Source organism: Actinoplanes sp. NPDC049548 (genome assembly GCF_040676695.1).
Taxonomy (GTDB): domain Bacteria; phylum Actinomycetota; class Actinomycetes; order Mycobacteriales; family Micromonosporaceae; genus Actinoplanes.
The window spans coordinates 348,356-362,437 of sequence record NZ_JBFAPM010000002.1 but is presented as its reverse complement, the minus strand read 5'-3'; the positions used below and the strand labels follow the sequence as shown (position 1 = coordinate 362,437).

The window sequence follows — 14,082 nt, the reverse complement described above, 5'->3', positions numbered from 1 at the left end:
GCGGTCGGGACACTGCACGGGATGTGGGGACAGTTCGGTGGTACTGCTGTATGTCATCGCGGCCTTGTCGGTCGTCGTGCCGGCCGTGGCCGGACCGCTGCTCGCGTACGGGCCGGGGCGCCGGCTGGCGGGCGGCCGGCTCGTGGGCAAGACGCGTGAGGCCGTCGCCGGCCTGGTCACGACGCTGGGACGGCCGCTGACCGCGGTGGTCTTCGTGCTGTTCTGGGCGGCCGCCGTGATCGCGGTGTTCTGGCCCGTCGGCCTGCTCGCGCACAGCCTGGAGGACGCGGTCGACTGGCCGGTCCTGCTCTGGGTCACCGACCGCCGCAACCCGTCCTTCGAGGACTTCAACTGGTTCTACACCGCCCTCGGCGACCGTGACCCGCTGAAGAAGGTCGTCGTGGTCGCCGCGGTGGTGTTCGCCGTGCTGTGGCGCAAGCGCTTCTGGATCCCGCTGACCGCGATCCTGCTGAGCTTCCCGCTCGAGCAGTACGTCCAGGCGATCCTCTCCGGCATGGTGAACCGCGGGCACCCGCCGACCGGCCTGGGGTCGTATCCGTCGGGTGGCATCGCGCGCATCGTCATGACGTTCGGGGCGATCGCCCTCTTCATCGCCCTCACCTGGCAGCTGAGCCGGCGATGGCACGTCCTGCTCGGCACCGTCGTGTTCGTGATGGCCTGCTACGAGGGCTACTCCCGCATGTACGTGCAGAAGCACTGGATCACCGACGTCATCAGCGGGATCGTCTTCGGACCGGCGCTGTTCCTCGGCTACGCGATCGCCGTGTGCATCCTCGCGGGCCGCTACCCCCGTGAAACCGCACCATCCGTGGAGGCCCCGCGCGCCGAAGCGGTGCCGGCGGCGTGACGACCCTGCTCGTCGCCTCCACCGGCGGTCACCTCGCCGAGCTGCACGACCTGACGCCGCGGCTCGGCGTCGGCGCCCGCCGCTGGGTGACCTTCGACAGCCCGCAGAGCCGGTCCCTGCTGGAGGGCGAGGACGTGGTGTTCGTCCCGCCCACCACCAGCAGGGACGTGGCCGGGGTGCTCCGTGATCTCGTCATCGCGCGGCGGATGCTCCGCTCGGAGCGCTACGAGCACGTCATCAGCACGGGCGCCGCGGTCGCCATGGCCTTCTTCCTGCCGGCGGCCGCGGCGAAGATCCGCTGCTCCTACATCGAGAGCGCCACCCGCACGGAGGGGCCGTCGCTGACCGGCCGGCTCGCCGCCAGGGTGCCCCGGGTGCGGCTCTACACGCAGTATCCGGCGTGGGCGTGTGCGGCGTGGCGCTACGGCGGCTCCATCTTCGACGCCTACGAGGCCGAGGCCGCCGCCGAGCCGCGCCCGGTCCGCAAGGTCGTCGTGACGCTCGGCACGCACCAGCGGTACACGTTCCCGCGCCTGTTGCGGCGTCTGGTCGGGCTCCTCCCGGCGGAATGGGACATCCTCTGGCAAGTGGGGTCGACCGTCATCGATAGGATGCCCGCCGGCGCCCGCCGGCAGGTGCCCGCCGCCGAGATGCGGCAGGCGCTGGCGGAGGCCGACGTCGTCATCTCGCACGCCGGGGTGGGCTCCGCGCTGGCGGCCATGCAGGCCGGCAAGCGCGCCGTCTACGTACCGCGGCGCCGAGTCCACCGGGAGCACGTCGACGACCACCAGGTCGAGATGGCTCGGGAGCTGGAAGGCAGGAAACTCGTCGTGGCCCGTGAGGTGGAGGAGCTCACCCTCGCGGACCTGGAAACCGCCGCAGCATGGTCGGTGCGGGCCGCCCCCGGTGTCCCCCCGTTCCGGCTGGCGCCCTCGTGAACCGCTCGGGCACGGTGCCCGTCCTCTGTGCACCGAGTGGTCGAACCGGCGCCTGCTCCCGTCCGTACGGTCGATAGCGAACCGCCCGGCATCGCACCAGGCTGCGTCAATCCCCTGAAACTCCGATGAGGAGGGCTTGTGTCCCTGAAGCGTCGACTCCGGCCACGGCCGTTCACCAGACTGCTGGTGCCGGCCGCGGTGACGAGTCTGACGGTCGCTCTGACCGCCATACCGGCGAGCGCCGTGTACGTCCCGCCGAGCGAATCGGCCTCCATCGTCACGGCGAATCCCGCGGACAATACGCCGCACGCCCAGAACGGCAGCATGCGCGCCTTCGCGCAGATCGGTAACACGGTCTACGCGGGCGGGTCGTTCACCGGCGTGAAGGCGGCCGGCGCCACCTCGTGGTCGCCGGCCAGCAATCTCATCGCGTACGACGTGAGCACGGGCGCGATCAAGACCGGCTTCACCCCCGAGCTCGACGGCGCGGTGCAGACCCTGGCGGTCAGCCCCGACGGCAAGCTGATCGTCGGCGGCAGCTTCGGCACCGTGAACGGTGTCGCCCGCAAGAACCTCGTCGAGCTCGACCCGGCGACCGGTGACACCGTCGCCGGCTGGGTGGGCCGGGGCGACGGCGGCGTGGTCCGCCGGGCGATCGTGCACGGCAACCAGCTCTACATCGCCGGCGCGTTCCACTGGGTCAACGGCACGGAGCACTCCCTGCTGGCCCGGCTCAACGCCACCACGGGTGCCATCGACGCGGGCTTCCAGGTCGACGCGAGCGGCGCCCGGGACTTCGACAACTCGACCGAGCTGGTGTGGGGCCTCGCGGTCGCGCCGGACGGTGACACGGTCGTGGCGGTCGGCAACTTCACCGTGGTGAACGGCGCCAAGCGCAACCAGGTGGTCATGATCGACACCTCGGGTACGCCCACCGTCGCCGACTGGAACACCGACCGCTACGTCGCCCCCTGCTACAGCGGCACGTTCCCGTTCTACGCGCGGGACGTGGACTTCTCCGACGACGGCGACTACTTCGTCATCATCGCCGACGGCGGCCGCGGTGACGCGTACTGTGACGCCACCGCCCGTTGGGAGACCAAGGACCGCGGGTCCAACGTCAAGGCCACCTGGGTGGACTTCACCGGCACCGACTCGGTGACCTCGGTCGAGGTGGCCGACGGCGTCGTCTACGTGGGCGGCCACTTCCGCTGGCAGAACAACGCCAACGGCAACGACTCGCAGGGTGCCGGCGGCGTCAGCCGCTACGGCGTCGCCGCGCTGGACCAGCAGAACGGCGTCCCGCTGAACTGGAACCCGACCCGCTCGCCCGGCAGCCAGCTGCCCGCCGACGGGACCAACTGGGGCCCGATCATGTGGGAGATCTGGAAGGGCCCGTCCGGCCTGTTCATCGGGCAGGACTCCGACGGTCTCGGCAACGAGTACCACGGGCGCCTGGGCTACTTCCCGAAGGCCGGCGGCCGCACGATCGGGGTCCAGGACGCCCCGCAGGCCGCCTCCGGCTACCTCTACCTGGGGGCGGGCAACGGTCAGGTCACCAAGGTCGCGTACGGCCCGGACGGGCTGGGGACACCGGCGACCGTCAGCCAGCCGCAGCTCACCAGCGCCAAGGCGGCGTTCGCGCTGTCCAACAAGGTCTACTGGGCCAAGACGGACTCCTCGGCGCCCAGCGGCAGCGTCCTGAACGTCTCGATCCTCAGCGGTGGCACGATCGGTGCGCCGTGGGTGAGCAGCGGATACAACTCGTGGTTCACCGCCGCGAGCATGACCGGCGCCTTCTTCCTGCAGGGCCGGATGTACTACACGACCTCGTCCAGCAACTCGCTGTTCTACCGGTACCTCACGCCGGACGGCTCGGTGGTCGGCTGCACTCCGTTCACCCTGCCTACGACGGGTATCGATTGGCGCACGGTCCGTGGTATGACCTGGGTAGCGGGGAAGCTCGTCTATGGTTCCACCAACGGATCGCTGCGGACCGTCGCCTTCGACCCGGCGGCGTCCACCGCTGTGGACGGTTCGACCGCGACCGTGGTGGCGACCGGCACCGCGGCGGCGACCTGGAACAACCCCACGCTGTTCTTCGCCACCTCGTAGCGGAGGACGTCAGACGCGCGACGTCCCCGGCCGGGCAGTGCCGCCCGGCCGGGGACGTCCGCCGAACCGGAAACACAACTGCAGACGTCGGGGAGAGACGACACATGGATGTGACTGATTCCGTCGCCGCGAGCCGGCAGCGGGTCGTCGGCTTTGCGGACGTCGTACGGATTCCGCTGCGCCGCTGGCGCATCGTGCTTGCCGCCACCGCGGCCGTCACGGTCGCCGTGCTCGCCTATCTGTTGTTCTTCCCGGCCACCTACCGGGCCACCACGGTCGTCGTGCTGCGCCCCGTGGTGACCGACCCGTTCACGCTGCCGTCCAGCGGCGCGGACCGGGCCATCAACATGACCGCCGAGAACGGCATCGCCCTCGGCAACGACGTCATCGACTCGACCGCGCGGATCCTCGACCGCGATCCCGAGGACGTACGCAACGCGCTCACCACCGAGGTGCCGACCGGCGGCCAGGTCCTGCGCTTCCAGTACGCCGACGACACCGAGGACAGCGCGATCACCGGCGCCAACACGGCCGCCGAGACGTACCTGCGGGTGCGCGAGGACATCTACAAGCAACAGCGGGCCGCGCTGATGCTGTCGTACGACAACACCATCAAGTCGGTGACCGCGCAGCGGCAGGCGGCGCAGAAGGACCTGCCGTCCCGCACCTCCAGCTCCGACACGGTGTCGCCGCGGACGCAGGCGATGCTGGACCAGGTCAACGCGCTGAACGACCAGATCGCCCAGCTCGCCAACGCACGCGCGAAGGTCGCCTCGGCCGACCTGAGCCCCGGCTCGGTCGCCGCCGCGGCCCGGGCCCCGGTGCCGTCCAGCCACGACGCCGCCCTGCTCTACGTGGCCGCCGCCGTGCTCGGTGGCCTGCTCCTCGGCATGGTTCTCGCGCACGCCCGCGAGGCCCTCGACCGCCGGATCCGCTCCATCGACCAGGCCGCCGACATCGTCGGGGTGCCGGCGCTCGGCGTGGTCCGGGCGGCGGGCCGCCACCACGAGGAGGGCGCCGCGGCCGATGCCCGGTACGTCTCGCTGGCCGTGCTCAAGTGGATCGACCGGCACCCGGACCGCTCGCTCGTCGTGCTCTCCGTGCGGGACGACGAGGGCCGGACCACCGTGAGCGGCAACCTCGCGGTCGCGCTCGCCGAGGCCGGCCAGGACGTCACCCTGGCGGCGCGGGCGGAGAGCCAGGAGCAGCTGAAGCGCATCCTGTTCGCGGCGCAGAAGCGGACGCCACCGCGTCCGCGGACCGTCACACCCTCCGGTTCCGGGCTCAATGGTGCCGCCACGGCCGGCGGTCGCGGCCGTGGCCCGGCCGGCCCGGGCCTCGTGGCCGCTCCGGGCGTGACCCGCATGCAGGGAGCGCCCCTGCGTCTCGCCGAGGTCGCCACCTCCCAGGACCCGGAAGCCACCCTGATCATGGATACGACCGGCGGGCGGCCCGTTGCGTCCGTCGACACGCAACCCGTGCTGACGAAGGCCGACGTCGACGGCCGGGCGCCACTGGTCGTGCTGATCGGCGGCGGCGTGGTACGGCTGTGCGCGCTCGGCGACCAGCCCGACACCGGCGTCGTGGTCGTCGACGCGCCGCCCTCGGACACCGACGAGCGAGGAGTGCGGGCCGCCCAGTCCGGCGTCGCCGTGCTCGTCGTGGCGCGCGACCGCACCCGCAACAACGAGCTCAGCCGGCTGGTCGACCGGCTGCGGTCCGCCGGCGCCCAGACCGTCGGTTTCGTCCTGACAGGAGGCCGCGGTGCCTGACAGCCACCCCCTCGTCAGCGTCATCGTCGCCACCCGGGACCGGCCCGGCCTGCTCGAACGGGCGGTCACCAGCATCCTGCAGCAGGACTATCCCGGCGAGATCGAGTGCATCGTCGTCTACGACCACGTGGACGTGCGCGACCTCGCCGTCACGGTGGGCCCGGGCCGTTCGCTCAAGCTCATCAGCAACACCCACCGGCAGGGCCTGCCCGGCGGCCGCAACAGCGGGGCCGACGCGGCCACCGGCGAGCTGCTCGCCTTCTGCGACGACGACGACATCTGGCTGCCGGCCAAGCTGCGCCGTCAGGTCGAGCTGCTCGCCGACCCCGGCCTGGGCGCGGTCAGCTGCGGGCTGCGGCTGCGCGGCCCTGGCATCGACAAGGAGCGCGTGCTCGACCAGGACGTCGTCACGCACGAGCAGTTCCTCGCCGACCGCGTGATGGAGGTGCATTCGAGCACCATGCTCGTGCGCCGCTCGACCTGGGACGCGGTGGGGCCGGTCGACGAGGAGATCCCCGGCGGCTACAGCGAGGACTACGAGTGGCTCCTGCGCGTCTCGGCGCACACGCCCGTCGCCGTCGTCCGCAAGGCGCTGGTCATCGTCGACTGGCACGGAGGCTCGTTCTACTTCGGCCGGTGGGCGACGATCGTCGACGCCCAGCGCTACCTCATCCGCAAGCACCCCGACCTGGCGCAGAGCCGCGCCGGCCTGGCCCGCCTGCGCGGTCAGATCGCGTTCGCGCTCGCCTCCGGCAACCGGCGGACCGAGGCGATCAGGGAGCTGGCGGCGGTGGTCCGGCTCCGCCCGCGGGAGAAGCGGGTGCTGGTCACCGTACCCGTGATCCTTCGGCTGGTGACCGGTGAGCGGGTCCTGCGGATGGCGCAGAAGCGCGGCAAGGGGATCTGAGGTTGGCCCGGACGTCCGTGCGTCCCCGGCGCGTCGCGCGAGCGACCGCGCCGGCCCGGGCGCGCGCGGTGGCCGCCGTCGAGCCGGGCGTGCTCGACCCGCGCGCCTGGCGGGTCCGCACGGCGAAGCTGCCGGTGTGGCCGCTGGCCGTCATGTTCGCGCTGATGCCGCTCTGGTGGGGGCTCGGCGTCTGGTACTTCGTCTGGCCGTTCTTCGGGGTCGTGCTGCTGGCCCTGCTCACCACCCGGGGCGACGTGCGGCTGCCGCCCGGTACCTGGATCTGGCTGATCTGGCTCGGCATCATCGCGATCAGCGCAACCCGGCTCGAACGCGTCACCTCGCTGATCGTCTTCGGCCTGCGGTTCGGGCACCTGTTCACCGCCCTGATGGTCGGCATCTACGTCTACAACCTGGCCCGCGACCGGGTCTCCTGGGTGCGGATCGCCAACCCGCTCGCGGTGTTCTGGCTGGCCCTGGTGCTGCTGGGCTGGCTGGGCGTGCTCGCGCCCAAGTTCAGCATGCCCAGCCCGTTCCAGATGGTGCTTCCGCACGGCGTGCAGAGCGAGCGCTTCATCACCGACATCTCGCGCCTGGACTCAACCGAGTTCAACCCGCTGAGCCGCAACCCGATCTACCGGCCGGCGGCGCCCTATCCGTACACCAACAACTGGGGCACGGCGTACAGCTTCCTGGTGCCGTTCGTGCTGTCGTACCTGACCTCGGTGCGGCGGGGCAGGATGCGGATGGTCCTGCTGGTGTCGCTGCCGGTGTCCATCGTTCCGGCGTTCCTCACCCTCAACCGCGGCATGTTCATCGGCCTCGGCGCGGGCGTGCTGTACCTGCTCGGCCGGGAGATCGCCCGGGGGCGGGTGCGGCTGCTGCTGCCGATCGCCGGCATCGTGCTGGCCGGCTGGGTGGTGACCCTGTTCATCCCGGTGATCGACCTCATCACGCACCGGACCTCGACGACCGACACCAATCTGGACCGCTTCGACCTGTACGCCCAGACGTGGGCCGCGGTGCTGCACTCACCGCTGCTGGGCTTCGGGCAGCCGACCTCGGTCGACACCACCCACGCCGCCGAACCGCTGGGCACCCAGGGCATGATCTGGCAGCTGCTCTACAGCCACGGCATTCCGGCGACGATCTGCTTCTACCTGCTCCTGGCGGTCCTCGCCCGCCGGCTCGCCGCCGCCGTGACCCCGTCCGGGCTGTGGCTGAGCTCGCTGCCGGTCATCGCCGCGGTGGTCACCCCGTTCTACTCGTACATCGATCCGAACCTGTCCGTGCTGTGCTTCGCCGTCGGCCTGGGGCTCGCGGCGGTGGACGGCCCGGTCAACCGGGACGGGAAGGAAACCGGCAGATGACCGCCGTCTCGGACGGGAACGAGGTACGCCGGAGCGCCCGCAGCGGCGCCACCGGCCTGCTCGGCGCCGCGATCAACGGGGCGTGCGGGTTCCTGCTCACCGCGGTCGTGGTCCGGGCGTTCGGCGCCGCCGACTCGGGCGCGCTGTTCACCGCGATCGGGCTGGTCAGCATCATCGGTCCGCTCTGCTGCCTCGGCGCCGACACGGGACTGATGTGGGCGCTGCCGCGCCGCCGGAGCCTGGCCGCCGACGGTGCCCGGCTGCTGCCACTGGCCCTCGTGCCGACGGCGTCGCTGGCGCTGGTCGTGGCCGGCGTCGGCTGGGTTCTCGCGCCGGTGCTCGGACGGGCCGTCCTGGGCGCCGGCGGGCAGCACACCACGCTGATCCGCCTGGCATTCGTCGGGGTGCCGGTGTTCGTGGTCGCCACGGTGCTGCTCGCGGCGGTGCGAGCCACCCGGCCGGTCGGCGCGTACGTGGGCCTGCAGCTGATCGCCGTACCGGTCGCGCGGCCCCTGCTCATCGGCGGCGCGGTGGCCCTCGGCGGCTCGGTGGTGCCCGGCTTCGGCGGCTGGCTGCTCCCGCTCTTCGTGGCTGCGGTGGCCGCGGCGATGCTGTGCGCCGGTCCTCTGGGCCTCCGCCGTGGTGCACGTCTGCGGCCGACCGGGGACGACCGGCGCGAGTTCTGGGGTTTCGCCCTGCCGCGCGCCCTGTCCACGGCGATCGACGCCAGCAGCATGTGGGTCGGTGTCCTGCTGACCTCGGCTCTCGCGGACCCCGCTGCCGCCGGTGTCTTCGGCGCGGTCGGGCGTTACGCGCTGGCCGGGCTCCTGGTGATGCAGGGGCTGCGGGTGGCGATCGCGCCGCAGCTCTCCCGTCTGCTCGGCGCGGGCCGGACCCGGGCCGCGGCGGAGATCTACCGCCGGACGACGCTGGCGATCGTCCTGCTGTCCTGGCCGGCCTACCTACTGCTGGCGGCGTTCGCCCCGGCGTTCCTGGCGTTGTTCGGTCCGGAGTTCGCCGCGGGCGCCGGGCCCATGGCGGTCCTGGCGGCGGCGATGCTGGTCAACGTGGGCGTGGGCCTGGTGCAGACCGTGCTGCTGATGAGCGGCAACAGCCGGGGACACCTGCTCGCGACGGTGGCCGGCCTCACTCTCAACGTGCTGGCCTGCCTGGTGCTGATCCCCGCGTACGGCGCGCTGGGAGCGGCCGTCGCGTGGTCGCTGGGCATCGTGTGCGAGAACGTCCTGGCGGCGGTGCTGGCCCGGCGTGTGCTGGGGTCGCCGCTGTTCGGGCGTACCCTCGCCGTCGCCGCGACGGCCGCGCTCACCGCGACCGGGGTCGCGGCCGCGATCGGGATCGGCGCCGGCGGCCGGGGCCCGGCCGGGCTGGTCGTCGCGCTCGGCGTGATCCTTCTGGGCTGCCTCGCGTTGCTCGCCGACCGCCGGGTGCGCGCGCTGCTGGGTGCGGTCCGGTCCCAGCTCAGACCCGTGGACAAGGTGGAGGTTCCGTCGTGACCGTGTTGGACCGGATCAAGAACGCCGCGCCGCGGGGGGCTCGCGACCAGGTCCGGGAGCTGCTGGTGCGCTACGGGGAGAAGACCGCGGCCCAGCGGCCGCTCCCGGACTTCCTCGTGATCGGCACCAAGCGCGGCGGCACCACGTCGTTGTGGCGCTACCTCATCCAGCACCCGCTGGTGCCGCGGCTCTTCCCGGCGTGGAACACCAAGACCTCCCACTACTTCGAGGAGAACTGGGCCCGCGGCGAGGCGTGGTACCGCTCGCACTTCCCGACCCGCCGGCAGCGCGCGGCACTCGAACGCCGGCACGGTGGGCCGTCGAAGGCCGGCGAGGCGGCGCCGCTCTACATGTTCCACCCGCTGGTGGCGGGGCGGGTGGCGGACCTGATGCCGCAGGCCAGGATCGTCGTGCTGCTGCGCAACCCGGTGGAACGCGCGTACTCGCACTGGAAGGAACGCCGTGGGGAGGGCGTGGAGCCGCTCGGCTTCGCGGAGGCCCTGGCGGCCGAGGACAGCCGCACGGCGGGGGAGCGGGAGCGGCTGATCGCCGAACCGGGGTACTTCAGCGAGGCGTTCGACTGGTACTCGTACCGGGCCCGGGGCCGCTACCTCGAGCACCTCGAGCCGTGGCTGGAGCGGTTCCCCCGGGAGCAGCTGTTCGTCGAGGCGAGCGAGACCCTCTACCGGGAGCCTGCCGAGACGTACGCCCGCATCCTGCGCTTCATCGGCCTGCCCGAGCACGACCTGGGGTCGTACGACGTCTTCAACGACCGGCCGAGCAAGGGCATGGATCCGCAGGTGCGCGCCGAGCTGACCGCGTACTACCGGCCGTTCACCGCTGCCCTGGAGGAGCGACTGGGCCGGCGGTTCGGCTGGGAGTGATTCGTCCTCATCGGAGCGTGCCCGGTGTCGATGTAGTCTGCCGCGATGGACCTACACTCTCTCCGCTGGCGCCTCGTGGACCGGCCCGACTCGTGGGGCGCCAAGCGCCGCGAGGAGCGGTCGCGGTGGCTGGCCGACACGTTCCCCGAGTTGTCCGAGATGTCGGTGGTCGACCTGGGCGGCCGGGTCGGCTTCTGGCGGCAGCTGCCCGTACGCCCCAAGAGCGTGCACGTCGTCAACCTCGAGCCGGCCCCCGCGGACGTGCCGGAGTGGGTGCAGGTCGACCACGGCGACGCGTGCGCCCTCCCCGCGGAGATCGCTGCTCGCCGCTACGACCTGGTCTTCAGCAACTCGGTGATCGAACACGTCGGCGGCCACGAGCGCAGGCTGCGGTTCGCCGAAGCGGTCCACGCGCTGGCGCCCGCGCACTGGGTGCAGACGCCGTACCGGTATTTCCCGATCGAGCCGCACTGGATCGCGCCGGGCATGCAGTTCCTTCCCGTGGCCGCGCGCAGCGTGGTCGCCCGCAAGTGGCCGCTGGCCTACACCCCCGGGCGCACCCGCGAGGAGGCCCTGTCCCGGGTGCTGTGGACGGAGCTGGTGGACAAGACCCAGATGCGGTCGTACTTCCCCGACTCGGTGCTGCGGTCCGAGAAGGTTCTCGGGCTGACCAAGTCGCTCATCGCCTACAAGCGTCCGTGACCAGCCGGGCCAGGTGCAGCATCTCCGCGCTGTGCGGATAGGTGTCCCGCGGCCGCTGCTCCATCTCCTCGATGGCGGCCGCAAGCATCCACCGTTGCACCGAGGTGAGGGTGCCTCCGGAGGACAGGAAGGCGAGCGCGCTGGCGCGTACGCGCGAAGCCACCGGATCCCCGGCGTTCAGCAACCCGGCTATCCGCTCCCTGTACCAACGATCGACGTCGCGGAGGGTGCTCATCGCGGCAGGCGGGTGGCGAGCACGTCCAAGAGCGCCGGGTGCAGCTTCGGGTTCCAGCCCGCGCCGCCACCGGACAGCTCGTACGTGCGCAGCCACAACTCCACCAGGTAGGCATCGGCGACGAAGCGCTGCCCCGCCGCGTCGAGCCCGAGCGCCGGCCCGTGCTCGCGCATCGCCTCGTCGACCGCCACCGCGCACTGCGCCGCCGGCCGCCCGTGGGTCGACAGGGCGGTCTGGAACGCCTGGTGGGCCAGGTCGAAACCGACCGGTACGCCCGCGGACCGGTTCTCCCAGTCCCACACGAGCAACCGTCCCCGGTGACGGGCCATGTTCCACGGCACCCAGTCGCCGTGCCAGTCCCCGAACTCGAGCTGCTCACCGGTGTCGAGCGCGTCGATGAAGGTGAAAATGCGGGGATCCGCCCCGGCCGCTCGCCGCCGCCAGGTCTGCAGCAGCTCGGTGACGGGCCGCGGGGCAGTGGCGGGCCCGCCGCGCCGTGCGACGGCCAGCATCGCGTCGAGCCGGGGCCGGTCGGGCCGGCGGATGCGCCGGACGGTACGCGGCATCGGCTCGATCACCGCGATCTCGCGGCCGTGCCACTGGGTGTGCAGGACCAGCCGCGGCGCGGGCGGGAAGCCGCCACCCTCGGGCAGGTCGGCCAGGGTGGCGGCCTCCGCCCGGACCATCGCGCGGGTGCCGTCGTTCCAGCCGATCTTGGCGTAGCCGCGTGGCCGGCCGTCGTCGTCGAAGAGTTGCAGGGTCGGCTTGTGATGCGGGTCCGGCGGGCGGATCCCGATCGCCGCGTGCAGCCGGTCCACGCCGAGCCGTTCGGCCAGGAACGTGCTGAGCAGCTCAGGGGCGTGCACGGACAGCACCGGCGCCTTGGTGAGCCCGAGCAGGCCCAGCCGGGCGAGGAGGCCGACCGCGGCCCGGCCGGCCCGGACCTTCGGCGGCCTGAGCGCGTTGTACGTCAGCAGGGACGCCGCGGTGACCCGGCGCGACACCAGCGGCAGCAGGAACCGCGCCTGGTCCAGCGACGGGATCACGGCGTACCGGACGGTCGCGGAGGGATCGTCGCCCACCGCGACCGTCACGCCGGGGTTGCCGAAGACGGCCCGGGTGACCCAGCCGAGGCGGTCCTCGGGAACCAGAGACTGTTTCAGCACGCCCTAGACCATAGGTGAGCGTCGTTCAGTGCTGATAGACCCGTACGTAGTCGACGACGAAGTCGGCCGGGAACCGCGTGGTGGCGTCCGGGTCGCCGAGCCAGCCACCGACCTGGAAGTTGAGCCGGATGTTGTACGGCTTGTTGAAGGCCTTGTCGTACCACGGGGTGGTGCTGCGGTCCCGGGTCCAGACCAGCTTGCCGTCGATGTACCACTTGAGCGCGGTGGCGTCCCATTCGGTGGCGTACGTGTGGAAGCCGTCCGCCGGGTAGCCGCCGCCGGGCAGGGCGATCCGGGTGTCCTGCTTGACCGGGGTGTAGTCCCAGAAGATGGCCGCGGTGGACTTGTCGTACCAGTCCTTGCCGCCGGGCAGCTCGGTGACGTCGATCTCACCGTTGCCGCCGTCGTCGGGGCGCAGCCAGAACGCCGGCCACAGGCCCTTGGAGGACTCCGGCTTGTTGGGCGACTTCGCGCGCATCTCGAAGCGGCCGTACTTCCACGACGCCTTGCCGATGGTGTCCAGGTACGACTGGGTGTACTGCCTGTTCTGCGAGCTGCAGGTCGAGCTCTCCTTGAGCGCGCGCAGGGTCAGGTTGCCGCCGCCGACGAGGGTGTTCTTCGGGCTGCTGACGTTGCAGCCGGCGTCGATGTCGCGGCCCTCGCCGTTGCGGAGGTTCCACTTCGCCTTGTCGATGCTGCCGCCGTCGAAGTCGTCGCTCCAGACGAGCTTCCAGCCGGACGGCGGCGGTGCCGTGGTGGTGGCCGGCGGTTTGCTGGTCGGTGCCGTGGTGCTCTTCGTCGGCTCCGCGGGCTTGGTCGTCGTCGGAGGGGTGGTCGGCGCCGTCGTGGGCGGGGGCAGGGCGGTCGCCGGGGTGGTGGGAGCCGCGGTCGGCTTGTTCTGCGTCTCGTACGACAGCACCAGCTCAGGGTGCAGGTTCTCCTTGGCGTTCTCCCGCGACGCCCAGTAGACCCTGGTGTTGAGGGTCTCCTGGGAGAGCGCGAACGTGTAGGTGCCGTTGCGCTGCACCGAGCCGGAGACGTCGAACTCGTTGTAGCCCTTCTTGACCGCCTCCAGCGCCTGCACGCTGCCGGCGGTGGCGAGCTGGGCCGGGGTGCTGGCCGCGCTGAGGTCGCCGGGGAGGGTGCGGGCCAGGATGCGCGCGGCGACGTCGTGCCAGGAGTACACGCGCAGGGTGGCCTTGACCTTGGTGGCGTTGACGGGCAGCTTGTCCACCGCGAACTGGAGGGTGGCGTCGCGCCGGCCGCGCGGGTTGTTGTCGCAGAGCGACGGGCAGCTGGCCAGCGTCGTCTTGACGTCGTTGTCGCCGTCCTGCGGCACCTGGGTGATCGTCGTGTCCGCCACCGGGTGCAGCGTCAGCCCGTCGTCGTCGCCGGCGAAGACCGGCACGAGCGTCGCCGCGGTCACGGCCACGACGGCCATACCGATGACGGACAGCGACCGGGTGCTGCGGATTCCTCGTCGCGGCGCCGGTGCGTGGGCCGGCGCGTGCGCCCTGCGCAACATCAACTCTCCTTTGTGGTTTGTCGATGTCGGAGCGTATAGGCGGAAACAGAAGATCACAGCCGGCTTAAGGCAGAGCTAATGCCAACCTG

At 71.8% G+C, this 14,082-nt stretch carries 12 protein-coding genes; 9 read left to right on the top strand and 3 right to left on the bottom strand.

What is annotated here, in order from left to right; all coding sequences use genetic code 11:
• The first annotated feature begins 37 nt into the window (after nucleotides 1-37).
• The 9 genes from AB0J80_RS05750 to AB0J80_RS05710 all read left to right on the top strand — a co-directional run bounded on the left by AB0J80_RS05750 (nucleotide 38) and on the right by AB0J80_RS05710 (nucleotide 11,067).
• The gene (locus tag AB0J80_RS05750; protein WP_364700792.1) at nucleotides 38-868 is read left to right on the top strand and encodes a phosphatase PAP2 family protein; all 831 of its coding nucleotides are present in this window, start codon (nucleotides 38-40) and stop codon (nucleotides 866-868) included.
• The gene (locus tag AB0J80_RS05745) at nucleotides 865-1,806 is read left to right on the top strand and encodes a glycosyltransferase (protein ID WP_364700790.1); all 942 of its coding nucleotides are present in this window, start codon (nucleotides 865-867) and stop codon (nucleotides 1,804-1,806) included. Before AB0J80_RS05750 ends, AB0J80_RS05745 begins: the two co-directional genes overlap by 4 nt.
• Nucleotides 1,807-2,004: 198 nt before the next feature.
• Nucleotides 2,005-3,921, top strand: coding sequence for a delta-60 repeat domain-containing protein (locus AB0J80_RS05740; RefSeq protein WP_364700788.1), 1,917 nt, complete (start codon nucleotides 2,005-2,007; stop codon nucleotides 3,919-3,921).
• Nucleotides 3,922-4,025: 104 nt separating this feature from the next.
• A complete protein-coding gene (locus AB0J80_RS05735; RefSeq protein WP_364700786.1) occupies nucleotides 4,026-5,693 on the top strand; it encodes a hypothetical protein in 1,668 nt (555 codons plus the stop codon).
• On the top strand, nucleotides 5,686-6,600 hold the full coding sequence (locus AB0J80_RS05730) for a glycosyltransferase family A protein (protein ID WP_364700784.1): 915 nt from the start codon (nucleotides 5,686-5,688) through the stop codon (nucleotides 6,598-6,600). The genes AB0J80_RS05735 and AB0J80_RS05730 overlap by 8 nt, the downstream gene beginning before the upstream one ends.
• Nucleotides 6,601-6,602: 2 nt before the next feature.
• Nucleotides 6,603-7,967 (top strand): O-antigen ligase family protein, encoded by a 1,365-nt coding sequence (locus tag AB0J80_RS05725; RefSeq protein ID WP_364700782.1) that lies wholly within the window; start codon nucleotides 6,603-6,605, stop codon nucleotides 7,965-7,967.
• Nucleotides 7,964-9,481 carry a polysaccharide biosynthesis C-terminal domain-containing protein gene (locus AB0J80_RS05720; RefSeq protein WP_364700780.1) on the top strand — a complete coding sequence of 506 codons (1,518 nt, stop codon included), beginning with the start codon at nucleotides 7,964-7,966 and terminating at the stop codon, nucleotides 9,479-9,481. Before AB0J80_RS05725 ends, AB0J80_RS05720 begins: the two co-directional genes overlap by 4 nt.
• Entirely contained in the window at nucleotides 9,478-10,365 is an 888-nt protein-coding gene (locus tag AB0J80_RS05715) for a sulfotransferase domain-containing protein (RefSeq protein ID WP_364700778.1), read from the top strand. The genes AB0J80_RS05720 and AB0J80_RS05715 overlap by 4 nt, the downstream gene beginning before the upstream one ends.
• A 45-nt stretch (nucleotides 10,366-10,410) precedes the next feature.
• Nucleotides 10,411-11,067, top strand: a complete 657-nt coding sequence (locus AB0J80_RS05710) for a methyltransferase domain-containing protein (RefSeq protein WP_364700776.1) — start codon at nucleotides 10,411-10,413, stop codon at nucleotides 11,065-11,067.
• On the opposite strand, the gene AB0J80_RS05705 is transcribed toward AB0J80_RS05710, so the two are convergent.
• Genes AB0J80_RS05705 through AB0J80_RS05695 form a run of 3 tightly spaced genes read right to left on the bottom strand, consistent with a single transcriptional unit; the run spans nucleotide 11,045 to nucleotide 13,993 of the window.
• Nucleotides 11,045-11,302: a hypothetical protein gene (locus AB0J80_RS05705; protein ID WP_364700774.1), complete on the bottom strand. Its 258-nt coding sequence runs from the start codon at nucleotides 11,300-11,302 to the stop codon at nucleotides 11,045-11,047. The two genes, AB0J80_RS05710 and AB0J80_RS05705, sit on opposite strands and share 23 nt — an antisense overlap.
• On the bottom strand, nucleotides 11,299-12,468 hold the full coding sequence (locus AB0J80_RS05700; RefSeq protein ID WP_364700772.1) for a hypothetical protein: 1,170 nt from the start codon (nucleotides 12,466-12,468) through the stop codon (nucleotides 11,299-11,301). Before AB0J80_RS05700 ends, AB0J80_RS05705 begins: the two co-directional genes overlap by 4 nt.
• Before the next feature lie 25 nt (nucleotides 12,469-12,493).
• Nucleotides 12,494-13,993, bottom strand: a complete 1,500-nt coding sequence (locus tag AB0J80_RS05695; protein ID WP_364700770.1) for a family 16 glycosylhydrolase — start codon at nucleotides 13,991-13,993, stop codon at nucleotides 12,494-12,496.
• Between the last annotated feature and the right edge of the window lie 89 nt (nucleotides 13,994-14,082).